The 24,372-nt window shown below is 73.3% G+C and carries 16 protein-coding genes; 13 read left to right on the top strand and 3 right to left on the bottom strand.

Annotated features, from left to right (window positions below; genetic code table 11):
* Window positions 1-45 precede the first annotated feature (45 nt).
* Window positions 46-741: a winged helix-turn-helix domain-containing protein gene (locus tag ACN27B_RS04095; RefSeq protein WP_099163851.1), complete on the bottom strand. Its 696-nt coding sequence runs from the start codon at window positions 739-741 to the stop codon at window positions 46-48.
* A 981-nt stretch (window positions 742-1,722) separates the two neighbouring features.
* Between ACN27B_RS04095 and ACN27B_RS04090 the strand changes: the two genes are divergently transcribed.
* Window positions 1,723-2,274, top strand: coding sequence for a hypothetical protein (locus ACN27B_RS04090; RefSeq protein ID WP_422743556.1), 552 nt, complete (start codon window positions 1,723-1,725; stop codon window positions 2,272-2,274).
* 54 nt (window positions 2,275-2,328) lie between these two features.
* Here ACN27B_RS04090 and ACN27B_RS04085 read toward each other — a convergent pair whose 3' ends face one another.
* Entirely contained in the window at window positions 2,329-3,003 is a 675-nt protein-coding gene (locus ACN27B_RS04085) for a DUF305 domain-containing protein (RefSeq protein ID WP_422743554.1), read from the bottom strand.
* Between the two features lie 10 nt (window positions 3,004-3,013).
* A complete protein-coding gene (locus ACN27B_RS04080) occupies window positions 3,014-3,850 on the bottom strand; it encodes a DUF3105 domain-containing protein (RefSeq protein ID WP_422743552.1) in 837 nt (278 codons plus the stop codon).
* 99 nt (window positions 3,851-3,949) lie between these two features.
* Between ACN27B_RS04080 and argS the strand changes: the two genes are divergently transcribed.
* The 12 genes from argS (at window position 3,950) to prfA (ending at window position 24,339) form a co-directional block, all read left to right on the top strand.
* Window positions 3,950-5,614 carry an arginine--tRNA ligase gene (gene argS, locus ACN27B_RS04075; protein ID WP_422743550.1) on the top strand — a complete coding sequence of 555 codons (1,665 nt, stop codon included), beginning with the start codon at window positions 3,950-3,952 and terminating at the stop codon, window positions 5,612-5,614.
* A 6-nt stretch (window positions 5,615-5,620) separates the two neighbouring features.
* The gene (gene lysA, locus ACN27B_RS04070; RefSeq protein ID WP_422743549.1) at window positions 5,621-7,006 is read left to right on the top strand and encodes a diaminopimelate decarboxylase; all 1,386 of its coding nucleotides are present in this window, start codon (window positions 5,621-5,623) and stop codon (window positions 7,004-7,006) included.
* Entirely contained in the window at window positions 7,003-8,307 is a 1,305-nt protein-coding gene (locus tag ACN27B_RS04065; protein WP_099163856.1) for a homoserine dehydrogenase, read from the top strand. The genes lysA and ACN27B_RS04065 overlap by 4 nt, the downstream gene beginning before the upstream one ends.
* Window positions 8,308-8,422: 115 nt before the next feature.
* Complete coding sequence (thrC, locus tag ACN27B_RS04060) at window positions 8,423-9,472, top strand: threonine synthase (protein ID WP_099163857.1); 1,050 nt, start codon at window positions 8,423-8,425, stop codon at window positions 9,470-9,472.
* A 661-nt stretch (window positions 9,473-10,133) separates the two neighbouring features.
* On the top strand, window positions 10,134-13,391 hold the full coding sequence (locus ACN27B_RS04055) for an efflux RND transporter permease subunit (protein ID WP_422743546.1): 3,258 nt from the start codon (window positions 10,134-10,136) through the stop codon (window positions 13,389-13,391).
* A gap of 139 nt (window positions 13,392-13,530) precedes the next feature.
* Window positions 13,531-14,352, top strand: coding sequence for a polysaccharide deacetylase family protein (locus ACN27B_RS04050; protein ID WP_422745839.1), 822 nt, complete (start codon window positions 13,531-13,533; stop codon window positions 14,350-14,352).
* A gap of 9 nt (window positions 14,353-14,361) precedes the next feature.
* Window positions 14,362-15,606, top strand: coding sequence for an MFS transporter (locus ACN27B_RS04045; protein WP_422743544.1), 1,245 nt, complete (start codon window positions 14,362-14,364; stop codon window positions 15,604-15,606).
* A gap of 63 nt (window positions 15,607-15,669) precedes the next feature.
* On the top strand, window positions 15,670-16,572 hold the full coding sequence (gene thrB, locus ACN27B_RS04040; RefSeq protein WP_099163861.1) for a homoserine kinase: 903 nt from the start codon (window positions 15,670-15,672) through the stop codon (window positions 16,570-16,572).
* A gap of 340 nt (window positions 16,573-16,912) precedes the next feature.
* Window positions 16,913-19,018, top strand: coding sequence for a transcription termination factor Rho (gene rho / locus ACN27B_RS04035; RefSeq protein WP_422743542.1), 2,106 nt, complete (start codon window positions 16,913-16,915; stop codon window positions 19,016-19,018).
* A gap of 139 nt (window positions 19,019-19,157) precedes the next feature.
* The gene (locus tag ACN27B_RS04030; protein WP_422743540.1) at window positions 19,158-22,595 is read left to right on the top strand and encodes a phosphodiester glycosidase family protein; all 3,438 of its coding nucleotides are present in this window, start codon (window positions 19,158-19,160) and stop codon (window positions 22,593-22,595) included.
* A 340-nt stretch (window positions 22,596-22,935) separates the two neighbouring features.
* On the top strand, window positions 22,936-23,160 hold the full coding sequence (gene rpmE, locus ACN27B_RS04025; protein ID WP_013288272.1) for a 50S ribosomal protein L31: 225 nt from the start codon (window positions 22,936-22,938) through the stop codon (window positions 23,158-23,160).
* A 90-nt stretch (window positions 23,161-23,250) separates the two neighbouring features.
* Complete coding sequence (gene prfA, locus ACN27B_RS04020; RefSeq protein WP_098747122.1) at window positions 23,251-24,339, top strand: peptide chain release factor 1; 1,089 nt, start codon at window positions 23,251-23,253, stop codon at window positions 24,337-24,339.
* Window positions 24,340-24,372 lie beyond the last annotated feature (33 nt).

Here is a 24,372-nt window from a genome sequence, read left to right as displayed (position 1 = left end):
TCCCCGGATCACCGAATCGGTATCCGCGAGTCGATCTTCGCCGGCTCAGGCGGCGGCGAGGGCGCGCCCGCAGCTCGGCAGCGGGTGCAGCACGATCCGACGGGGCAACCGCCGGGGCCACTCGTTGCGCGGCCAGGAGCCGTCCACGATGAGGTGCACCGTACGCTCCTCGGCGCCGCTCAACCGCAGGACGAAGTCCCGGGGCAGTGGCGGGTCCACCGAGGGCGTGGTGACCATGAACCGCACCCGTCCACGGGACGACACCGCCGACACCACGTCCGCGGCCGGCATGGTGCCCCGCAGGCGCACCCGGCCGATCCAGTAGACCTCCGCGGCGTGCTCCTGGGCCGCCCGGGTGATCGCCGGGTACTCGCTGCGTACCCAGCGCTCGACCGCGCCGACGCAGAGGCCGCAGGCGCGCTCGCGCGGCTCGCGCGGCCCCAACCCCCAGGCCCGCAGGTACGCCCCGACGAGGCCGGCGTCCATGCTCAGCCCGAACCGGCGCTCGATGAGAGTGGTCAGGCTCTGGCGCGTCCAGAGCTCCTCGTCGATGCCGAACTCGTCGGGGTGGACGCCCCGCAACACGTCGATCAGTTCGAGTTCCTGTTCGCGGCTGAGCGTTCCCGGCTCGCCCTGCCGCAGTCCGCGACGGACGGCTGCCACCGCCCCGTCACCGCCGATGGTGTGGCGTCGGCACCAGCTGGTCACCGACCGCCCTGCGTCTCTGAGTGCAACCCCCACGTCCTGCGCAACGAGCCCGAATCGCAACTGGTCACGATATGTATGGAGAAACTTCTCAGAGCGCCGCAATGACCCGTTAGCCCCAAAACGTTACAAAGCGGCATATCCGACATACCACCCGCGCCCTCCCGGTGATCAAGGAGATCGTGTCGGCGGCGAGGGCGTGACCCGACACAAACTCCTTGAGCACCACACTGCCCCAGCTCCAGGGCGCGCAGCGCCCGGCCCGGCAACGGGCAGCCGGTCGGTGGCCCGTGTAGCCGCCGGCTGGGTGGGGTGTTCTGGTCATTGCGCCGCGCTTGGCCGGTGCGAGGTCCGGGCGCTCTCCCGGCGGCCCCAACCTTGAACGGCGGGGTAGGCAGGCGGTGGCGGGAGCGGGGCTGGTGTCTCCCGGCCGGCACACCCGTGGCGTTCCACTCGCAGGGCTGCCGGGCGCTGGGTGGAACGGGGTGGGTGTCTCCCGGGCCGGGACACACCCATGGTGTTCCACCGACGGCGTTGGCGGGCGCTGGGTGGAGCGTCATGGGTGTCTCCGCGGCCGGGATGCACCCATGGTGTTCCACTCGCGGGGTTGGCGGCCGGTGGGTGGAACGTCACGGGTGTCTGCGGGTGTCCGGATGCACCCGTGGTGGTCCACCCGCGCGGCCCGGGTGGGGTGGGGTGTCCGGTTCGGTGGTGGTGGGCGGCACCCCGGCGGCGGAATCGACGGCGGGTCGGCGGCGTTATAGACGGGTGAACGACCGAGCAGGCGAACACCCCCGAGCCGCCACCCTCGCCCCCGGGGAATGACGGCCGGCCGCCGGTCGTTACACATCATCCCGGCGCCGCGACGAGGCCCCCGCCCCGCGAGCCAGCCGGACACCCCGGCCCCCGTGAACTGGCCCCCCGGCCCCACGAGCCTGCCGGATCCCCTCAAGACTTTTCGCGCGCCTGACGGTGCCCACACCCCCCGGTGTGTTGACCCCCGAATGGAGCCCCCTCATGAACACGATCCTGCGTAAGAGCATTCTCGGTATCGCTGGTCTGGCCTTCACCGGTGGTGTGTTCGCCGGTCCGGTCGCCGCCCACGCCGACACCCCCGCCCACGCCGCTGGTAAGCCCGTCGCGGTCGCGTCCGTGCAGGGTGAGCAGTCGACCATCACGCTGAACGACGAGCAGACCGCTAACGCCAAGGCGATCATCGCCGCGACGAAGAAGGCCGGTCTGCCGGAGCGGGCCGCGGTCATCTCGATCGCCACCGCCCTGCAGGAGTCGAAGCTGGAGAACCTGGGCCACCTCGGCGACCGCAACGACCACGACTCGCTGGGTCTGTTCCAGCAGCGCCCGTCGAGCGGTTGGGGCACGCCGGAGCAGATCACCGACCCCGAGTACTCGACCCTGGCGTTCCTCAAGGGTCTGAAGCAGGTCGACGGCTGGGACACCATGCCCCTGACCGACGCCGCCCAGACCGTCCAGGTCAGCGCGTACCCCGACGCCTACGCGCAGTGGGAGAAGCAGGCCACCGACATCGTGGCCCAGCACTGGACCAAGTAGGACCAACGCGAAAGGCCGGCACCCCCAACCCGGGGTGCCGGCCTTTCGCGTCTGTTACGGGGTGCCGCCCAGGCGCTTCAGCGCCGCGCTGAGGTTGGTCAGGTCGTTCTGCTGCGTGTTCTTCATGGTCTGGGCCACCGCGAGCACGTCGTCGTCGTGCCCCTCGGCCAGGATGCCGTCGATCATGTGCACGCCGCCGATGTGGTGCCGGATCATCATGTTCAGGAAGAGCAGGTCGAACTCACGTCCGCTGGCCGCCTTCAGCTTCGCCATCTCCTCGGGAGTGGCCATGCCGGGCATCAGCCCGTTCTTCACCAGCCCGGCCCCGTCCGGCATCCACGCCATCGCCGGCTGGTCGCCGGTCGGGTCCAGCTTCCAGGAGCGCAGCCACGTCTGCATGGTGCCGATCTCGCCCTGCTGGCCGGTGGCGATGTCGACGCCGACCTGGCGGACCTCCGCGTCCTGCCCCTGCCGGAACGCCAGCAGGCCCATGGCCACCGCCTGGTTGTGGTGCGCGGTCATGTCCCGGGCGAAACCGGCCTCGGCCGAGTTGTCACCCGGCCGGGTGAGCGTCGGCGTGAGCAGGCCGCCGGCGTACCCGAGCAGGAGCCCGACCACGATGGCGGCGGCCACGGCCAGCAGGCCGTAGCGGCGCGCCGCCGGCCGGCCGCCCTCGTCGGTGGCCGGTGCCTCGTCGAGCTCGCTGTCGGTGGTCACCGGAGCGGTCATCGCGACGTCCTTACTGGGTCGGCTGCTCGGGCATGTTGTTCTGCAGGTTGTCCCGCGGGGTGGGGCCGGTGGCGGTGACGCCCTGGTCGCAGAGGGCGTTCGGGCCCTCGATCGAGGCGTTCACCCGCAGCGTCTTGATGAAGTCGTCGATCCGGCTGTCGTCGGCGTTGTCGACCTTGAGCTGGAAGCCCCAGGCCTGCAGCGAGATCGGCTTGTCCAGCCCCTCGTACGGGCTGAGCATCAGCTTCTCCTTGCCCTGCACCTTGCTCTTGAGCTTCTCCACCTGGTCGGCGGGCAGGTCCGGGCGGTAGGTGATCCAGACGGTGCCGTGCTCCAGGCTGTGCACCGCGTGCTCGTTGGCGATCGGGGCGTCGTAGACGTCACCCATGCAGTTCTGCCAGGCCTGGTTGTGCGGGCCGGCGACCGGCGGGGAGACGTCGTACTTGATCGTGCCGGGCTGGTGGTTGCCGCCCTTGACCAGGTCCTTGTCCTTCTTGCGGAAGTCGACCATGCCGTTGATGGCGTCCGCCCGCTTCTGCCACGGCTGGGCGCCCTGGTAGACGGCCCAGGCGCCGATGCCGATGATGCCGACGGCGAGCACGCCGACCGCGACGAACAGGGCGATCGGACCCCACGAGCGACCCTGGCTCACCTTCACCGGGGTGACCGGCTTGCGGCCCTTGCCCCCGGCGCCCGGCCGTGGCGTGCCCTTGCCGCCCCCGGCCTTGCCCGCGCCGGCCTTCGCGGCGGGCTTGTCGCCGGCCGCCGGACGGCCTGCGGCCGGCTTCTTGCCGGTGCTGACCACGGTGGGACGGCGCTCCGGGCCGCCCGGGGTGCTGATGCTCATCGTGCCTCGTCAGGTCGGTCGGTCAGGGGGACCGCGGGGCCGGTTCACATGCTGGGTCGCCTCCGCGGTGCCCGAGTCTACCCCCGATAACATGGTTCAGTGACTCCCGCAGAACTCGCCGAGGTCGTCCTCGCCGCAGCCCACGCCGTCTTCGACGAGCGGGGCCTGGACCGTGCCGCGCTACCCGCGCAGACCACCGTCGAGCGACCCCGTAACCCCGATCACGGCGACTACGCCTCGACGCTGGCGTTGCAGCTCAGCAAGAAGGTGGGCGTCCCCCCGCGGGAGCTGGCGTCGGCCCTGGCCGACCAGCTGGGCCGGGCGCCGGGGGTCAAGTCGGTGGAGATCGCCGGCCCGGGCTTCCTGAACATCCGGCTCGACGCGGGCGCCGCCGGCCAGCTGGCCAAGGTGATCGTCGAGGCCGGCCCGGCGTACGGGCGCTCCGACACCCTGGCCGGGCAGCGGATCAACCTGGAGTTCGTCTCGGCCAACCCGACCGGCCCGGTGCACATCGGCGGGGTCCGCTGGGCGGCCGTCGGTGACGCGCTCAGCCGCCTGCTCCGGGCCACCGGGGCCGACGTCGGCACCGAATACTATTTCAACGACGCCGGCTCGCAGATCGACCGGTTCGCCCGCTCGCTGCTGGCCGCGGCCAAGGGCGAGCCGGCGCCGGAGGACGGCTACGGCGGCGCGTACATCGCCGAGATCGCGGCGGAGGTCGTCAAGCGCCGGCCCGACGTGCTGAACCTGCCCGAGGACGCCGCCCAGGAGGTGTTCCGGGTCGAGGGCGTCCAGCTGATGTTCAGCGAGATCAAGTCCTCGCTGCGCGACTTCGGGGTGGAGTTCGACACCTACTTCAACGAGAAGGACCTGCACGACCGGGGCGAGCTGGAGAAGGCGCTGCTCCGGCTGCGCGAGCACGGGCACGTCTTCGAGTCCGAGGGCGCCACCTGGCTGCGCACCACCGACTTCGGTGACGACAAGGACCGGGTGCTGCGCAAGTCCAACGGTGAGTGGACCTACTTCGCCGCCGACTGCGCCTACTACCTGGACAAGCGGGAGCGCGGCTTCGAGCGGGTCGTGATCATGTTGGGCGCCGACCACCACGGCTACATCGGCCGGATGAAGGCGATGGCCGCCTGCTTCGGCGACGACCCGGCGCGCAATCTCGAGATCCTCATCGGCCAGCTGGTCAACCTGCTCCGCGACGGCGCACCCGTGCGGATGAGCAAGCGGGCCGGCACCGTGGTCACCCTGGAGGACCTGGTCGACGCGATCGGCGTGGACGCCTCCCGCTACGCGTTGGCCCGTTACTCCAGCGACTCGCCGATCGACATCGACGTGGAACTCTGGACCCGGGCCACCCGCGACAACCCGGTCTACTACGTCCAGTACGTGGCCGCCCGGACCGCCAGCGTCGGCCGCAACGCGGCCGAGGCGGGGCTGACCCGGGGTGACGCCGCCGACTTCCGGGCCGAGCTGCTCGTGCACGAGAAGGAGAACGACCTGCTCAAGGCGCTCGCCGAGTTTCCGGCCGTGGTCGCCTCGGCGGCCGAGCTGCGCGGGCCGCACCTGGTGGCCCGCTACCTGGAGCGGCTCGCCGGGGCCTACCACCGGTTCTACGACAACTGCCGGATCCTGCCGCGCGGCGACGAGGAGGTCACCGACCTGCACCGGGCCCGGCTCTGGCTCAACGACGCCACCCGGACGGTCATCGCCAACGGCCTCCACCTGCTCGGCGTCTCCGCCCCGGAGAGGATGTAATTCCCGATGCGCGCGCACGAAGCCGGTGCCCTGCACGGCGACATCGGCAACCGCAGTCCGGCCTGGTTGCGTACCCCGGTCGACGTCAACGCCCTGGTGCCGCAGCTCTGGCCGCGTCACGTGGCGCGCGGCCCGGCCGGCGCGCTGACCGTCGCGGAAGTGGACGTCCGCGACCTCGCCGCCGAGTTCGGCACCCCGGCGTACGTGCTGGACGAGGACGACCTGCGCGAGCGCTGCCGCGAGTTCCGCGCCGCGTTCCCGGACGCGGACGTCTACTACGCCGGCAAGGCGTTCCTCTGCCGCGCCGTGGTCCGGATGATCGCCGAGGAGGGCATGTTCCTCGACGTGTGCACCGGCGGGGAGCTGGCCACCGCGCTCTCGGCCGGGATGCCGGCGGAGCGGATCGGCTTCCACGGCAACAACAAGTCGGTGGCCGAGCTGACCCGGGCGGTGGACGCCGGGGTCGGCCGGATCATCGTCGACTCGTTCGCCGAGATCGACCGGCTCTCCGAGCTGGCCCGCGAGCGCGGGGTACGCCCGCGGGTGCTGGTCCGGGTCACGGTCGGCGTGGAGGCGCACACCCACGAGTTCATCGCCACCGCGCACGAGGACCAGAAGTTCGGCTTCTCCCTCGCCGGCGGCGCGGCGGCCGCGGCCGCCTTCAAGATCCTCGACGAGGACGTGCTGGAGCTGCGGGGGCTGCACTCGCACATCGGCTCGCAGATCTTCGACGCCAGCGGCTTCGAGGTCTCCGCCCGCCGGGTGCTCGCCCTGCAGGCGCAGATCCGCGACGCCCGCGGCGTGGAGCTGCCGGAGCTGGACCTGGGCGGCGGCTTCGGCATCGCGTACACCACGCAGGACGACCCGGCGTCGCCGCACGACCTGGCCAAGCGGCTGCGCAAGATCGTCGACGGCGAGTGCGCGGCGGAGAACCTGGCCGTGCCGCACCTGTCGGTGGAGCCGGGCCGCGCCATCGTGGGGCCGGCCGTGTTCACCCTCTACCAGGTGGGCACGGTCAAGGACGTCGACGGCATCCGCACCTACGTGAGCGTCGACGGGGGGATGAGCGACAACATCCGGACCGCGCTCTACGACGCCTCCTACTCGGCCACGGTGGCGAACCGCACGTCGGCGGCGGAGCCGATGCTCGCCCGCGTGGTGGGAAAGCACTGTGAGTCCGGGGACATCGTGGTGAAGGATGAATTCCTGCCCGCCGACGTGCAGCCCGGAGATCTTGTCGCGGTGCCCGGCACCGGGGCCTACTGCCGGAGCATGGCCAGCAACTACAACCATGTCCCGCGGCCCCCGGTCGTCGCGGTCCGCGACGGTCGGGCCCGGCTGATCGTCCGCCGGGAGACCGAAGACGACCTGCTCGCATTGGATGTGGGATGACCTCACCGGTTCGCTTGGCGCTGCTCGGCTGCGGCACGGTCGGCAGCGACGTCGTGCGGCTGCTGCACGAGCAGTCCGCCGATCTCGCCGCCCGGATCGGCGCCCCGCTGGAGATCGCCGGCATCGCCGTACGCCGGCTCGGCCGGGACCGGGGCGACCTGCCGGTCGACCCGGCGCTGTTCACCACCGACCCGCTCGGGCTGGTCAAGCGGGACGACGTGGACGTGGTGGTCGAGGTCGTCGGAGGCATCGAGCCGGCCCGGGGCTGGCTGGTCGAGGCGCTGCGCGCGGGCAAGAGCGTGGTGACCGCCAACAAGGCGCTGCTCGCCGAGGACGGCGCCACGCTGCACGACGCCGCCGCCGAGGGCGGCGCGGACCTCTACTACGAGGCCAGCGTCGCGGGGGCGATCCCGCTGCTGCGCCCGTTGCGCGAGTCGCTGCACGGCGACCGGATCACCCGGGTCACCGGCATCGTGAACGGCACCACCAACTTCATCCTCTCCGCCATGGACGCCACCGGCGCCGGCTTCGCCGAGGCGTTGGAGGAGGCCACCGAGCTGGGGTACGCGGAAGCCGACCCGACGGCCGACGTGGAGGGCTTCGACGCCGCCGCCAAGGCCGCCATCCTCGCCTCGCTGGCGTTCCACACCCGGGTCACCGCCGCCGACGTGCACCGTGAGGGCATCACCGAGGTGACCGCCGCGGACGTGGCCAGCGCGAAGGCCATGGGCTGCACGATCAAGCTGCTCTGCATCGCCGCCCGGGGCGTCGACGCGGACGGCCGCGAGACCGTCAACGTCCGGGTGCACCCGGCGATGATCCCGCTGACCCACCCGCTGGCCGGCGTCGGCGACGCGTTCAACGCGGTCTTCGTCGAGGCCGACGCGGCCGGTCAGCTCATGTTCTACGGTCGGGGCGCGGGCGGCGCGCCGACCGCCAGCGCGGTGCTCGGCGACGTGGTCGCGGTGGCCCGCAACCGTCTCGCCGGGGTGCACGCGGCCAGCGAGTCGGCGTACGCGGACCTGTCGGTGCGGCCGATGGGCGAGGCGCTCACCCGCTACCACATCAGCCTCGACGTGGCCGACCGGCCGGGTGTGCTGGCGGCGGTGGCCGGGGTGTTCGCCCGGCACGAGGTCTCCATCGCGACCGTGCGGCAGGGGCCGGCCGGGGGCGACGCCGAGCTGGTGATCGTCACCCACGTGGCGCCGGACGCGGCGCTCGCCGCCACCGTCCGCGAGCTGCGCGGGCTGGACATCGTCCGTTCGGTGGCGAGCGTGCTGCGGGTCGAGGGCGGCGCGTAACCCGGGCGTCCCGCCTGATGGTTAGGACGGGGTGTGCCGGTGACCGGTCGGGGAGGCTGGTCCACGCTGTTGGCGGGTCCCGGTCGGCCGGGGCCGGAGAGGCGAGGAGCGCGACATGTGGCGGGGACTCATCGAGGCGTACCGGGACCGTCTGCCGGTCACCGACGCCACTCCCGTCGTCACCCTGCACGAGGGGAACACGCCGCTGCTGCCGGCGCCGGTGCTCTCCGCCCGGGTCGGCGCGGACGTGTGGCTCAAGGTCGAGGGGGCGAACCCGACCGGCTCGTTCAAGGACCGGGGCATGACCCTCGCCGTCTCCAAGGCCGTCGAGGCGGGGGACAAGGCGATCATCTGCGCCTCCACCGGCAACACCAGCGCCTCGGCCGCCGCGTACGCGGCCCGGGCCGGGATCACCTGTGCGGTGCTGGTGCCCCAGGGCAAGATCGCGCTGGGCAAGCTGGCCCAGGCACTGGTGCACGGCGCCAAGCTGCTCCAGGTGCAGGGCAACTTCGACGACTGCCTGGGCCTGGCCGGCAAGCTCGCCCAGGACTTCCCGGTCGCGCTGGTCAACTCCGTCAACATCGACCGGCTGCACGGGCAGAAGACGGCCGCCTTCGAGATCGTCGAGGCGCTCGGCGACGCGCCGGACATCCACTGCCTGCCGGTGGGCAACGCCGGCAACATCTCCGCCTACTGGATGGGCTACTCCGAGGACCTGCGCGACGGCAACGCCACGAAGGCACCCAGGATGTACGGGTTCCAGGCGGCCGGTGCGGCCCCGATCGTCACCGGCCAGGTGGTGCCCGAGCCGTCGACCATCGCCACCGCCATCCGGATCGGCAACCCGGCGAGCTGGACCAAGGCCGTCGACGCGCGGGACGCTTCGGACGGTCTGATCTCGGCGGTCACCGACCGGGAGATCCTGTCGGCCTACCGGCTGCTGGCCCGTGAGGTCGGGGTCTTCGTCGAGCTGGGCAGCGCGGCCAGCGTGGCCGGGCTGCTCCAGCAGGCCGCCGCCGGGCGCGTGCCGGCCGGGTCGCGGGTGGTCTGCACGGTCACCGGCCACGGCCTGAAGGACCCGGAGTGGGCCATCTCGACGGCTCCCGCGCCGGTCACCATCGCCAACGACGCCCTCGCCGCCGCCCGCTCCCTCGACCTCGCCTGAGTCGACCCGCTCGGCGTGCCCCGACCGGTGCGGTGCTGATCTCCGTCGGGTGCGGGCCGGCGTGCTCGCTGGTCGTCGTCGTCCGTGCCCGGCTCCCTCGCTGCCGCCGTGCGCGACGGCATGTGCCGGGCTCCCTCGCTGCCGCCGTGCGCGACGGCATGTGCCGGGCTCCCTCGCTGCCGCCGTGCGCGACGGCATGTGCCGGGCTCCCTCGCTGCCGCCGTGCGCGACGGCATGTGCCCGCCTCCGACCACCTCGCCGCGCGCCTTCGCCGACGTGGCAGACACCCATGACGTTCCACTCAAAGCCGTCGCAGGGCACGAGTGGAACGCCATGGGTGTCTCCGGGCCGTCCAGACACCCATGGTGTTCCACTCACTGCCGTTTCCGAGCACGGGTGGAACGTTGTGGGTGTCTGGACGGGTCGTTCCGACGCCACTACGGGTTCCCGCCTACCGACACCGGTCCCGGGCGGCGCCAGGACGGGGAGGCGCGACGCCCCGCCCGCACGTGGTGGTGGGCGAGGTCGAACGGGGGTGAGGAGGTCAGCTTGGAGCGTGAGCGGGGCCCGATACCTCACCCGGGGCGGATGCGGAGCCGGCGAGCGTGTGCGGCAGACTCAGGGCACCCCGTAGACCCCTCTTCAGGAGTGAGTAACGCCCATGTCGCTGCTCGCCAGATTCAGTCTCGCCAACCGGGGCCTGATCGCCCTCATCGCGTTGGTGACCACGGCGTTCGGGGCGTTCGCCGTGCCGTCGCTGAAGCAGCAGCTGCTGCCGTCGCTGGAGTTCCCCGCCGCGTTCATCGTGGCCCCGTACCCGGGCGCCGCCCCGGAGATCGTCGAGTCCCAGGTCGCCGAGCCGATCGAGAACAGCCTCCAGGGCATCCCGGGGCTGGAGAAGGTCACCTCGACCTCCCGGGAGGGCGCGGCCACGGTCCAGGTGCAGTACGAGTTCGGCACCGACCTGGACGACGTGGTCAACAAGATGGAGACCGCGCTCAACCGGATCGACGCCCAGCTCCCGGAGGGCGTCGACCCGCAGGTGATCGCCGGCAGCACTGACGACCTGCCCGCCGTGGTGGTCGCCGCGACCGGCGACGGGGACGAGCGGGCGCTGGCCGAGAAGCTGCGCGCCACCGTCGTACCGGAGCTGGAGGGGCTGGACGGGGTCCGCTCGGTGGACGTCACCGGCGCCCGCGACCAGGTGGTGACCGTCACGCCGGACCCGGTGAAGCTGGCCGCCGCGAAGGTGGCGCCGACCGCGATCGCGCAGGCACTCAAGACCAATGGGGTGGCCGTGCCGGCCGGCGCGCTGGCCGACGGCGACCGCTCGCTGCCGGTGCAGGTCGGCACGCCGATCCGCACCGTGGACGACCTGCGGGGCATCGTGCTCACCACGGCGCCGGCCGCGCCGGTGCGCCTCGGCGACGTGGCCCGGGTGGAGCAGCAGCTCGCCCCGGCGACGTCGTTCACCCGCACCAACGGCAAGCCGAGCCTCGGGATCGCGGTCACCGCCAGCCCGGACGGCAACGCGGTCGGCATCTCGCACGACATCCGGGACCGGCTGGACGAGTTGGAGGCCGCCTCCGGCGCCGAGCTGACCGTGGTGTTCGACCAGGCCCCGTTCGTCGAGCGGTCCATCGAGAGCCTCACCACCGAGGGCCTGCTGGGCCTGCTGATGGCGGTGGTGGTGATCCTGGTCTTCCTGCTCTCGGTGCGGTCCACGGTGGTCACCGCGGTCTCCATCCCGCTCTCGGTCCTGGTCGCGCTGATCGTGCTCTGGGCCGGCGACTACTCGCTCAACCTGCTGACCCTCGGCGCGCTGACCATCGCGGTCGGCCGGGTGGTGGACGACTCGATCGTGGTGCTCGAGAACATCAAACGGCACCTGGAGTACGGCGAGGAGAAGCGGGCGGCGATCCTGACCGCGGTCCGCGAGGTGGCCGGCGCGGTGACCGCCTCCACGCTCACCACGGTCGCGGTGTTCGCGCCGATCGCCCTGGTCGGCGGCTTCGTCGGGCAGCTGTTCGCGCCGTTCGCGATCACCGTGACGGTGGCCCTGCTCGCCTCGCTGCTGGTGTCGCTGACCGTCATCCCGGTGCTGGCCTACTGGTTCCTGCGCCCGCGGCGCGGGGCCGACGACGCCGCCGCCCGGGCGGCCGCCGAGGAGAAGGAACTGCGCAGCCCGTTGCAGCGGGCGTACCTGCCGGTGATCGGCTTCGCCACCCGATCCCGCAAGAGCCGGTGGGCCACCGTGGCGCTCGGCCTGCTGGTGCTGCTGGGCACGTTCGGCCTGGCGCAGAAGCTGGAGACCAACTTCCTGGACGACTCCGGCCAGGACACGCTGGCGATCCGCCAGGAGATGCCGGCCGGCACCGGACTCGCCGGCACCGACCGGGCCGCCACCCGGGTCGAGGAGGTGCTGAAGCGTACGTCGGGGGTGGAGACCTACCAGGTCAGCGCCGGCGGCGGGGACAACCCGTGGGCGGGGGGCGGCAGCGACAGCGCCTCCTGGTCGTTGGCGCTCTCCGACGACACCGACGCCACGGCCGTGCGGCAGGTGCTGCGCAAGGAGTTCGACGCGCTCGGCCCGGAGGTCGGCGAGCTGACCTTCGGCGGTGGCCAGAACGCCTCCGCCAACCAGGTCGAGGTGGTGGTGCAGGCCGCCGACCAGGAGACGCTGACCCGGGCGGCGGAGGAGGTCCGCGCCGCGATGGCCGACACCCCCGGCGTGGAGGACGTCACCAGCGGCCTGGCCACCCGGGTGCCCCGGGTGGAGGTGACAGTGGACCGGGCCGCCGCGGCCCGCGCCGGTCTCACCGAGGCGGCCGTGGGGCAGCTCGTCGCGCAGACGTACCGGGGCGCGCCGCTCGGCCAGGTCACGCTGGACGGCACCGCGCAGGACGTGGTGCTGAGCACCGGGGCCCGGCCGCCGGTGAACGTGGCCGAGCTGCGGGCGCTGCGGGTGGGCCCGGTGACGCTGGACGCGATCGCCGACGTCAACCAGGTCGACGGCCCGCAGCAGGTCACCCGGATCGACGGTGAGCGCAGCGTCTCGGTCACCGGCACCGCCACCGGCTCGAACCTCGGCGCGACCACCCAGGAGCTGCAGAAGCGACTGGACGCGCTGGACGTGCCGGGCGCCACGTACGTGATCGGCGGGGTGAGCGCCGACCAGGCGGACGCGTTCGCGGACCTCGGCCTGGCCGTGCTGGCCGCCATCGCGATCGTCTTCCTGATCATGGTGGCGACGTTCCGGAGCCTGACCCAGGCGCTGATCCTGCTGATCTCGGTGCCGTTCGCGGCGACCGGGGCGATCGCGCTGCTGCTGGCCACCGGGACGCCGCTGGGCGTGCCGGCGCTGATCGGCGTGCTCATGCTGGTCGGCATCGTGGTGACCAACGCGATCGTGCTGCTCGACCTGATCAACCAGTACCGGGCGCAGGGCATGGGCGTCACCGAGGCCGTGGTCGAGGGCGGCCGGCGTCGGCTGCGACCGATCCTGATGACCGCGGTGGCCACCATCTTCGCGCTGCTGCCGATGGCGTTCGGGCTGACCGGCGAGGGTGGCTTCATCTCGAAGCCGCTGGCCGTCGTGGTGATCGGCGGCCTGCTCAGCTCGACGCTGCTGACGCTGGTCCTGGTGCCGACGCTCTACACCATGGTGGAGCGGACCAAGGGCTCGCTGCGGGCCCGCCGGGACCGCCGCCGGGGCGCTCCGGAGCAGGTCGAGGCGGCCGAGCCGGCCGAGGCGCCCGCCCCGGAGCCGGTCCCGGTGGGAGTCGGCGGCGGGGAGCGCCCGGCCGAGGTGGCCGCGCCGCCGGCCCGGCCGTCGGGCGCGCTGATCGACGGTACGGACCAGTTCGAGGTGCTCCGCCTGCCCAAGAGCCGGCAGTCCCCGCTGCCCCCGACCGAGTGAGAGGAGGGGCCCCCGGCTCGACGCCTCCTGGACGAGCGGGGGCCCTTCCACGCGTGTCCGCCGCCGCGCGGGGCACATGGTGAGCCACCTCGGACGGTACGCTCAGTGAGCTGGTGCCTACTCGGGGTGCGGGGGCGTGATGGTCGACGGCGGGGGCCGGTGGGGTCGGCGCACGCTGCTGCGCCGGTCCGCGCTGCTGCTCGGCGGAGCCGCGCTCGGCTCCGCCGCCACGCTGGAGAGCGCCCGGGTGGCCGACCGCCGGCTGCCGCTCGCGGGCGGCCCGGCCAGTGCCACCCTGGGTAACCGCCGGCAGGACGTCGGCTCGGGCGGGGTGCAGGTCGTCTGGGGCGTCCGCACCGACACGCCCCTGGTCGCGCTGACGTTCGACGACGGGCCTCGCCCACAGTGGACGCCGATGGTGCTGGACACGTTGGCCGAGCACCGGGTGCCGGCCACGTTCTTCCTGGTGGGCGAGCGGGCCCGGCGGCACGCCGCGCTGGTTCGGGGGCGGATGGGCGGGCACGAGGTGGGCAACCACAGCTGGGCCCACCACGACCTCGCCCGGATGGACGCCACCAAGGCCCACGACGACCTGAGCCGCAGCCACGACGCGATCACGGCGGCCACCGGGGCGGCTCCCCGGCTGCTCCGTCCGCCCTGGGGGCACCTGGGCGGGTCGGTGCTGCACGCGGCCGCGCGGCTGGACTACCGGCTGGTGCTCTGGACGCTCCAGATGGTCGAGAGCGAGTTCCCGCACGACCCGGACGGGCACGCCCGGCGGATCGTCGCCGACATCCGGCCCGGCACCATCCTGCTCGGCCACGACGTCGGTGACGAGCGGCGGTTGGTCGCCCTCCGCGGCCTGCCCGACATGATCACCGGGCTGAAGGCCCGGGGCTACACCTTCGTCACCGTCTCCGACCTGCTGCGTCACGCTGCCGGTCCGGGGGCGGCCCGATAGGGTGCCGGCGTGTCGCCCACCTTCTCGGTCCTCGTCCGCAACCGCGACTTCCGCAACCTGTTCCTCGCCGAGTTGGTGGTGTTCGGCGCGGACTGGTTCGTCATGGTGCCGTTGCTGGTGCTGCTGCCGCAGCTGACCGGCAGCGGCGTCTGGGGCGCGCTGGTGCTGGCGGTGGACACCGGCACCACCGCGCTGCTGCTCCCGTACGCCGGCACCGTGGCCGACCGGTTCGACCGCCGCAAGGTCATGATGGTGGCCAACCTGGCCGCGCTCGCCGGCATCCTGCTGCTGCTCGGCGTCCGTGACGCCGGGACGGCCTGGCTGGCGCTGGTGTCGATCGCGATCGTGGCGGTGGCCAAGGCGTTCTACTCGCCGGCCGCCCAGGCGGCCCTGCCCAACGTGCTCGATCCGGCGGACCTGGCGGCCGGCAACGCGGTCGCCGGCTCGGCCTGGGGCACGATGACGGTGGTCGGCGCCTCGCTCGGCGGCATCCTGAGCGCCGCTGCCGGCGCGTACGCCAGCTTCTGGGTGGCCGCCGCGGCGCTGGCCGGGGCGGCGGGCCTGGCGGCGTTGATCCGTCGGCCGCTCCAGGCGCCCCGCGACCCGGCGGCGACAGTGCCGCGCACCTGGGCGGCGATCCGCGAGGCGCTGGGCTACATCGCGCACCGGCCGCGCGTGCTCGCGCTGGTCACGGTGAAGTCGGCGGTCGGTCTGGGCAACGGCGTGCTGACCGTCTTCCCGCTGCTGGCCGGCGTCTACGGGGTCGGGGCGGTCGGCGCGGGCCTGCTCTTCGCCGCCCGGGGCGCCGGCGCGCTGGTCGGCCCGATCCTGATGCGCCGGGTGCTCAGCAACCGGGCCTGGCTGCTCACCGGCCTGGCGCTGTCGATGTCGCTGTACGGCCTGGCCTACCTGGGCGCCTCGGCGGTGTCCTGGTTCCCGCTGGTCCTGGTCCTGGTCTTTCTCGCCCACCTCGGCGGCGGCAGCAACTGGGTGTTGTCCAACTACGCCCTGCAGGGCGAGGTGCCGGACCGGCTGCGGGGCCGGGTCTTCGCCACCGACATGATGCTGGCGACGCTGGCCATCGCGGTCAGCCAGCTGGTGGTGGCGCTGGTCGTGGACCGGGTGGACGAGCGGACCGTGCTGGCCGGCTGCGGCCTGGTGACCGTCGTCTACGCGATCGGCTGGCGGTTCGCGACGCGTCGCCTCTCGCTCGCCGACCCGGTGCCGGCGCAGGCGCCGGGCGGCGCCGGGTGACCCGTGGGTCCCACGCTGCGGGCGATCCGGCCGGCTGTCGGTGGCACGCCCTAGCATGAGCCGGTGCCGACCACTCTCACCTCCGGCCCGGTCCGGGTCCGGGTGCCCGCGACCAGCGCCAATCTCGGCCCCGGGTTCGACGCGCTCGGGCTGGCGCTCGGTCGCTACGACGACGTCACCGCCGAGGTGACCGACGGCGGCGTGCGGGTGGCGGTCACCGGCGAGGGCGCCGGTGAGTTGCCGGCGGACGAGCGGCACCTGGTGGTGACCGCCATGCGGGCCGCCTTCGACGTGCTCGGCGCGCAGCCGGCCGGCCTGGCGCTGGAGTGCGTCAACCGGATCCCGCAGGCCCGTGGCCTCGGCTCGTCCTCGGCCGCCATCGTGGCCGGGGTGCTGGCGGCCCGCGCGCTGGTGGCCGACGGCGGGCAGCGGCTCGGTGACGACGCGGCGCTGCGGCTGGCGGCGGAGCTGGAGGGGCACCCCGACAACGTCGCGCCGTGCCTGCTCGGCGGCTTCACCATCGCCTGGACGGAGCCGTCCGGCGCCCGGGCGGTCTCGCTGCCGGTGGCGTCGGCCGTCCGCCCGACCGTCTTCGTGCCCGCCGAGCGGGGCCTGACCGCGGAGGCCCGGGCCGCGCTGCCGACCACCGTGCCGCACGCCGACGCGGCGTCCAACGCGGGTCGGGCGGCCCTGCTGGTGCACGCGCTGACCGCCGACCCGGCCCTGCTGCTGCCGGCCACCGTCGACCGCCTGCACCAGGACCAGCGGGCGCCGGGGATGCCGGCCACCGCCACGCTGGTGAGCGCGCTGCGTGGGGCGGGTGTGGCGGCCGTGGTCAGTGGGGCCGGTCCGACCGTGCTGGCGTTGTCCGAGGTCCCGGCGGGATTCGACCCGGGAACACAATGGCGCCGCTGGGAGTTGCCGATAGATGTCAGCGGGGCCCGGGTTTCCCGGGGTAGACTTTGACACGCCGAGCGGGACCCTGTTGCCGCAGGTCGGAAGAGTTGATTACGCTCTAGACCGAGCACAGCCGCGAAGCATGCGATCTTCCTGCGGTTCGGCGCACCCCCGAAGCTCTCGGCGGTCAGCCCGTCACCCCTGCCCAAGGCCCACGCCGCACCGCAGTTTCCACAGGTCGCCGCAGACGGCGAGACCTGCTCACCGATGGTTGGTGAGTCGGGAAACCGACCGGCTGCTGTGTTACAGACTCCCGCGACGCGTCCTTGCGAGGCGGGTGCACCGAGGCCGCCCGGCCACCTGGTTCCACGACTCCGGGCAGCCCCGGCCTATCGAGGGAAGGAATCCATTGAGCGACACCACCGACGTGACGTCGGATGTTTCCAACGTCGCTGGCGATGCCACCACCGCCGCCCCCACGCGTCGTCGGCGTAGCGGCACCGGCCTGTCGGCGATGCTGCTGCCGGAGCTCCAGAGCCTGGCCGCGTCGCTCGGCATCTCCGGTACGGCTCGCATGCGCAAGGGCGAGCTGATCAGTGCCATCACCGAGCGGCAGGGCGGCGCCGCCGCCGGAACCCCTCGACCGCGGGCCGAGGTCGCGGCCGCGGCCGCTCCCGCCCGCGAGGAGGTGCACGCCGAGGTCCGTGAGGAGCGGGCCGAGGCGCGTCCCACCGAGCAGGCGCCCACCGCCGAGGCGACCGAGGGCCGTACCCGTGGCCGTCGCAGCCGGGCCACCGCCGCCACCGCCGAGACGCGGCCGGCCGAGACGCGCGCCGAGGAGGCTCCCGCCGTCGAGACCGGCGAGCGGGCCGAGCGCGGCGAGCGTGGTGACCGGGCGGATCGTGGTGACCGGGCCGAGCGTGGTGAGCGCAACGACGGCCGGGGCCGCGAGCGCAACGGCGAGCGGGCCGACCGCAACGAGCGGGCCGACCGCACCGAGCGGGCCGACCGGGGCGAGCGAACCGACCGGGGCGAGCGCAACGACCGGGGCGACCGGGGCGAGCGGGCCGAGCGCAACGACCGGGGCGAGCGCGGCGACCGGGGCGAGCGCGGCGACCGCAATGACCGGGGCGAGCGCAACGACCGGGGCGAGCGCGCCGACCGCAACGACCGTGACCGCAACGACCGCAACGACCGCAACGACCGCGGTGACCGTAACGACCGGGGCCAGCGCGCCGAGCGGGGCGACGACGGTGACGACGACGGCGAGGGCGGCGGCCGGCGGGGCCGGCGCAGCCGGTTCCGGGACCGTCGACGCGGCCGTGGCGAGCGGGGCGAGGTCGGCGACAACGGCGGCGGCCGCGAGCCGCAGGTCGGTGAGGACGACGTGCTCGTCCCGGTCGCCGGCATCATCGACGTGCTCGACAACTACGCCTTCGTCCGGACCACCGGCTACCTGGCCGGTCCGAACGACGTGTACGTCTCGATGTCCCAGATCAAGAAGTACGGCCTGCGCCGCGGTGACGCCATCACCGGCGCCGTGCGGGCCGCGCGGGACGGCGAGCAGCGGCGCGACAAGTACAACCCGCTGGTCCGGCTGGACACCATCAACGGCATGGAGCCGGACGAGGCGAAGCGCCGGCCGGAGTTCTACAAGCTCACCCCGCTCTACCCGCAGGAGCGACTGCGGCTGGAGACCGAGCCGCACATCCTGACCACCCGGGTGATCGACCTGGTCATGCCGATCGGCAAGGGTCAGCGGGCGCTCATCGTGTCGCCGCCGAAGGCCGGTAAGACGATGGTGCTGCAGGCGATCGCGAACGCGATCACCCGCAACAACCCGGAGTGCCACCTGATGGTGGTGCTGGTCGACGAGCGGCCGGAAGAGGTCACCGACATGCAGCGGTCGGTGAAGGGCGAGGTCATCGCGGCCACGTTCGACCGTCCGCCGCAGGACCACACCACCGTGGCGGAGCTGGCGATCGAGCGGGCGAAGCGCCTGGTCGAGCTGGGGCACGACGTGGTCGTGCTGCTCGACTCGGTGACCCGGCTCGGCCGGTCGTACAACCTGGCGGCGCCGGCCAGCGGTCGGATCATGTCGGGTGGTATCGACTCCACCGCGCTCTACCCGCCGAAGCGCTTCCTCGGCGCCGCCCGCAACATCGAGAACGGCGGCTCGCTGACCATCCTCGCCACCGCGCTGGTGGAGACCGGGTCCATGGCGGACACGGTCATCTTCGAGGAGTTCAAGGGCACCGGCAACGCCGAGCTGAAGCTGGACCGGAAGATCGCCGACAAGCGGGTCTTCCCGGCGATCGACATCAACCCCTCCGGTACGCGCAAGGAGGAGGTCCTGCTCGCGCCGGAGGAGCTGGCGATCATCCACAAGCTCCGCAAGGTGCTGCACTCGCTGGACTCGCAGGCGGCGCTCGACCTCCTGCTGGACCGGCTCAAGCAGTCCCGCACCAACATCGAGTTCCTGATGCAGATCGCGAAGTCCACTCCGGGCGAGTGACCTGACGGATCCGACGACGAGGGGCACGGCCGACGGCCGTGCCCCTCGTTCGCGTACCGACCCCGACGGCGTGAAGTTTTTCTACGGTTAAGCCGTGGGGTATTGAAACTTCTGTTCATGGTCGGGTTGACTGTCGTCCATGCGAATCCGCAGACGATCCGCCCGTTTCGCCGGCGTCCTGCTGCTGACGCCCCTGCTCACGCTCGCCGCGCCGGTGTCACCGCCCGCCGCCGTGGCCGCGCCACCGGTGTCCACTTCGGCCGAGGACGCACCTGCCGCGTCGTCCCGACCCGAGTCCTCGGTGGCGTTGGCCGGCGTGGAACCGGCCGGCGGCCTGGAGACCACGAAAACCACCCGGCCGGTCGCGCCCGGCCTCGACCTGACCTCCTTCGACCGGTACGACGCGGCCGGCTGGCTACGCGCCGACGCGCTCACCGCGGACCTGTCCGGCGGGCTGACCGTCGACTACGTGAACTCCGGCGCGGTGACCCGGGACGAGCCGCTGCGCGCCGCGGTGGACCGCTCCCGGGCGGTGGCGGCGGTGAACGGCGACTTCTTCGACATCAACAACTCGGGTGCGGCGCAGGGCGTCGGCATCCGCTCCGGTGAGCTGGTGCAGTCGCCGATCGCCGGGCACCCGAACGCCGTGGGAATCAGTGCCCAGGGCATCGGCCGGGTCGTCCAGGTCGGCTTCGAGGGCACCGCCGCGCTGCCCACCGGCCCGGTGTCGCTGACCCAGTTCAACAACATGGTGCAGCGCGACGGCGTGGGCGTCTTCACCCCGCTCTGGGGCTCGTACCCCCGGCAGCGCGCGGTGGACGGCGCGGCGCGGGTGGTCGAGGTGACGCTGACCGGCGGCCGGGTGGCCGCCGTGGCCTCCGCGGCGGGGGAGGGCCCGATCCCGGCCGGCAGCACCGTGCTGCTCGGCCGGGAGGCCGGCGCCGACGCGCTCGCCGCGCTGCGCCCGGGCGACGCGGTGGACCTGTCCTGGCGTCCGCGCTCCTCCGACGGCGGCGACCTGCGAGCCGCCGTGGGCGGTGGCAGCGTGCTGGTCCGCGACGGCGTGGTGCAGACCGTCGCCGACCAGTCGCTGGCCCCGCGTACCTCGGTGGGCTTCTCCGCCGACGGCCGAAAGATGATCATGCTGACGGTGGACGGGCGGCAGGTGGACAGCCGCGGCGTCACCCAGACCGAGATGGGCCGGATGATGGCCGAGCTGGGCGCGGCGAACGCGCTCAACCTCGACGGCGGCGGCTCCTCCACCCTGCTGGCCCGCGAGCCGGGCGCGCCGGCGGTCCAGGTGGAGAACAGCCCGTCCGACGGCAGCGAGCGCCCGGTGCCGAACGGCCTGGCCGTCTACGCGCCGAAGGGCAGCGGCCGGCTCACCGGCTACTGGCTGGAGACCGCCAGCGACCCGACCGCCGCGCCGGGCGTCGCCCCGGTGCGGGGTGGGCGGCCGGACCGCGTCTTCCCCGGCCTCACCCGCCGGCTCACCGCCGCCGGCTACGACGAGACGTACGGCCCGGCCGCCGGCGAGCCGCGCTGGCGCGCCACCCACGGCCGGGTCGACGGCGACGGCGTGTTCCGCGCCACCGTCCCCGGCCGGAGCACCGTCACCGCCTCCCGGGGCCGGGCCCGGGGCACGATCGAGCTGACCGTGCTCGGCCCGCTGGAGCGGATCGACGGCACCGTCGACCGGGTCGGGCTGGACCGGGCCGGCGACACCGGCCTGTTCGGCGTGGTCGGCTACGACGCGGAGGGGAACACCGCGCCGATCGAGCCCGGCGACCTGACGCTGGAGTACGACCACGACCTGCTCTCGATCACCCCCACGAGCGACGGCAACCTGGCCGTGAAGGCGCTCGGCGGGTCCGGCTCGGCGCTGGTCACCGCCCGCGTCGGCGCGCGCAGCACGGTGCTGCCGGTGACCGTCGGGCTGACCGACGTGCCGGTGGCCGGCTTCGACGACGCCGCGTCCTGGACGTTCAGCCAGGCCCGCGCCTCCGGGTCGGTCGCTCCGGCCGAGGGGCACACCGGCACCGGCCTGCGGATGTCGTACGACTTCAGCCAGTCGACCGGCACCCGGGCCGCGTACGCCGACCCGCCGGCCTGGATCGACGTGCCCGGTCAGCCGCAGGCGTTCGGGATGTGGATCAAGGCCAACGGCACCGGGGAGTGGCCGAGCCTGCACCTGCACGACGCGCAGGACACCCAGTTCGTGCTCCGCGGCCCCTACCTGGACTGGACCGGCTGGAAGTACGTCGAGTTCGCGGTGCCGCCCGGGGTGCAGTACCCGGTGCGGGTGCGCCGGTTCTACGTGGCCGAGACCGACCCGGCCGAGCAGTACCGCAGCGAGGTGGTCATCGACGACCTGGTGGCCCGGGTGCCGCCGGACGTGCAGGCGCCGCCGGAGCCGAACCGGACCGACCGGGTGGTGCTGCGCGACGGCACGGTGGACGGCGCGCCCTGGCGCTTCGCGGTGCTCTCCGACGCCCAGTTCGTCGCCGCCGACCCGGACAGCGAGCTGGTCGCCCAGGCCCGCCGCACGCTGCGCGAGGTCCGCGCCGCCCGACCGGACTTCCTGATCATCGACGGCGACTTCGTGGACACCGCGTACCCGGCGGACTTCGCGTTGGCCAAGCGGATCCTGGACGAGGAGCTGGGCGGCGAGGTGCCCTACTACTACGTGCCGGGCAACCACGAGATCATGGGCGCGCCGATCGACAACTTCCGGAGCGTCTTCGGGGACACCTCGCGCGTCTTCGACCACGCCGGGACCCGTTTCGTCACCCTGTCCACGGCGACCGGGTCGCTGCGCGGGGGCGGGTTCGACCAGGTGGAGCTGCTGCGCCGGACGCTCGACGCGGCAGCCGCCGACCGGTCGGTCGGCTCGGTCGCGGTGTTCTTCCACCACCCGCCGCGTGATCCCAGCCCGGCCAAGGCCAGCCAGCTCGGCGACCGGAAGGAGGCCGCCCTGGTCGAGCAGTGGCTGGCCGACTTCCAGCACCGCACCGGCAAGGGCGCGCTGGTGGTGAACGGGCACGTCGGCACGTTCCACGCCGACCGGGTGGACGGGGTGCCGTACGTGATCAACGGCAACGCGGGCAAGGATCCCTCCACCCCGGCCGGGCTCGGCGGGTTCACCGGCTGGACCGAGTTCGGGGTGGACCCGGTGACGCCCCGGGAGGCCGAGCGGGCCCGCCGGGACCCGCTGGCGGAGGGGCCGGAGTGGGTGAGCGCGGAGATGCACGCGCACGTCGACCGGCTCGACCTGACCGCGCCGGCCGAGGTGCGGGTGGGGACCCCGGTGACCGTCGCCGCCACGCTCACCCAGCCCGGCGGCCGGCAGGTGCCGGTGGCCGCGCCGGTCAGCGCGGACTGGTCCGGCTCGCCGAACCTGCACATCGGCAGCGCGGTGGGCGTCCGTCCCTGGCACGCCGCCCGCTTCGACCCGGTGACCGGCAAGCTGACTGCTCTGCGCCCCGGCGTCCAGGTCCAGCTGACAGTGACGGTGAACGGAGTGAAGGCCGAGGCGCAGGTGACCACCGTGGCCGCGGTCCGGGCCCCCGCGGCCTGACCCCAGGGCCGGGGCTCCTCCACCTGGGGAAGGAGCCCCGGCGCCGGCTCGTCGATCATGAAGTTGGCCGGGACAAAAGCGACAGGACACGCGGCTAACTTCATGATCGACCGGCTCGGCGCGGGTGGGCGCGGGTGGGTCGGGGGCGTGGGTGGAGTGGGGGTGGGAATGCGGTGGGGCGGGCGGGCGTTGTGGCAGCCGGACCTGCTGTGTCGAGTGGGCGACGCCCATGGCACACTGGTCAATCGGCCACCGGTTCCGGTTCACGCCCGAGCCCGTCGCGGACGACGGGGAGCACCGACGGCGACCCGGCGACCACCGACGAAAGGACCGAGGCGACATGAAGCCCAACATCCACCCGGAGTACGTGACCACCGAGGTCCGCTGCTCCTGCGGCAACACGTTCACGACCCGCAGCACCGCCAAGGGCGGCGCCATCAGCGTCGAGACCTGCAGCGCCTGCCACCCGTTCTACACCGGTAAGCAGCGCGTGCTGGACACCGCCGGTCGGGTCGCGAAGTTCCAGCAGAAGTACGCCAAGGTTCAGGCCAAGAAGGCCAAGTAGCTCCGTCGACGACGCCCGTGTCCGGCTCCGTGCCGGGCACGGGCGTTCGTCCGTTTTCCGCCCGGCGTCTTCCGAAGGAGCATCCGCAGCATGAGCAGTGAGCGCCTGGCCGCCCTCCTCGACGAGTACGCCGAGCTGGAGAAGCGGCTCGCCGACCCGGCCATCCACGCCGACCAGGGCGCCGCTCGGCGGGTCGGCCGCCGGTACGCCGAGCTGGTGCCGCTGCACAAGGCGGCCGGCGAGCTGGAGCAGGCCCGGGCCGACCTGGCCGCGGCCCGTGAGCTGGCCGCCGAGGACGCGACGTTCGCCGCCGAGGCGGAGACCATCGCGGCCTCGCTGCCGGCGCTGGAGGAGCGGCTGGCGGAGCTGCTCATCCCGCGCGACCCGCACGACGCCAAGGACGTGATCGTCGAGATCAAGGCCGGCGAGGGCGGCGAGGAGTCCGCGCTGTTCGCCGGCGACCTGCTGCGGATGTACACCCGCTACGCCGAGCGGCGCGGCTGGGTCACCGAGGTGATCGACGCCCAGGACTCCGACCTCGGCGGCGTCAAGGACGTCTCGCTGGCGATCAAGACCAAGGGTGTGCCGGACGGCGGCAACGGCGTCTGGTCCCGGCTCAAGTGGGAGGGCGGCGTGCACCGGGTGCAGCGGGTCCCGGTCACCGAGTCGCAGGGCCGGATCCACACCAGCGCCGCCGGCGTCCTGGTGCTGCCCGAGGCGGAGGACGTCGACGTCACCATCGACCCGAACGAGCTGCGGATCGACGTGTTTCGCTCGTCCGGCCCCGGTGGCCAGTCGGTCAACACCACGGACTCGGCGGTCCGGATCACCCACGTGCCGACCGGCATCGTGGTGTCCTGCCAGAACGAGAAGTCGCAGCTGCAGAACCGGGAGCAGGCCATGCGGATCCTGCGCGCCCGGCTGCTCGCCGCGGCCCAGGAGCAGGCCGACGCGGCGGCCTCCGACGCGCGCAAGGCGCAGGTCCGCACCGTGGACCGGTCGGAGCGGATCCGCACCTACAACTTCCCGCAGAACCGGATCACCGACCACCGGATCGGCTACACCGCGTACAACCTCGACCTGGCGTTGGCCGGCGAGTTGGACGGGGTGCTCGACGCGCTGGCCGAGGCGGACCGCGCGGCCCGGCTGGCCGGCGAGACCGAGCTGTCCCGCCGCTGACCGCCGGGGTGTTAAGCGGGGGCCCCTCCTCTA

Source organism: Micromonospora sp. WMMD754, assembly GCF_049315235.1.
Classification (GTDB): domain Bacteria; phylum Actinomycetota; class Actinomycetes; order Mycobacteriales; family Micromonosporaceae; genus Micromonospora; species Micromonospora sediminicola.
The sequence above is the reverse complement of the archived record's forward strand: the minus strand, read 5'-3'. Positions and strand labels throughout refer to the sequence as shown.

Bases quoted from the DNA above. Each gene is read 5' to 3' on its own strand.
- ACN27B_RS04090 (WP_422743556.1), top strand. From the start codon at position 1,723: ATGAACACGATCCTGCGTAAGAGCATTCTCGGTATCGCTGGTCTGGCC.
- ACN27B_RS04085 (WP_422743554.1), bottom strand. From the start codon at position 3,003: ATGACCGCTCCGGTGACCACCGACAGCGAGCTCGACGAGGCACCGGCC.
- ACN27B_RS04080 (WP_422743552.1), bottom strand. From the start codon at position 3,850: ATGAGCATCAGCACCCCGGGCGGCCCGGAGCGCCGTCCCACCGTGGTC.
- lysA (WP_422743549.1), top strand. From the start codon at position 5,621: ATGCGCGCGCACGAAGCCGGTGCCCTGCACGGCGACATCGGCAACCGC.
- ACN27B_RS04065 (WP_099163856.1), top strand. From the start codon at position 7,003: ATGACCTCACCGGTTCGCTTGGCGCTGCTCGGCTGCGGCACGGTCGGC.
- thrC (WP_099163857.1), top strand. From the start codon at position 8,423: ATGTGGCGGGGACTCATCGAGGCGTACCGGGACCGTCTGCCGGTCACC.
- ACN27B_RS04055 (WP_422743546.1), top strand. From the start codon at position 10,134: ATGTCGCTGCTCGCCAGATTCAGTCTCGCCAACCGGGGCCTGATCGCC.
- ACN27B_RS04050 (WP_422745839.1), top strand. From the start codon at position 13,531: ATGGTCGACGGCGGGGGCCGGTGGGGTCGGCGCACGCTGCTGCGCCGG.
- ACN27B_RS04030 (WP_422743540.1), top strand. From the start codon at position 19,158: ATGCGAATCCGCAGACGATCCGCCCGTTTCGCCGGCGTCCTGCTGCTG.
- rpmE (WP_013288272.1), top strand. From the start codon at position 22,936: ATGAAGCCCAACATCCACCCGGAGTACGTGACCACCGAGGTCCGCTGC.
- prfA (WP_098747122.1), top strand. From the start codon at position 23,251: ATGAGCAGTGAGCGCCTGGCCGCCCTCCTCGACGAGTACGCCGAGCTG.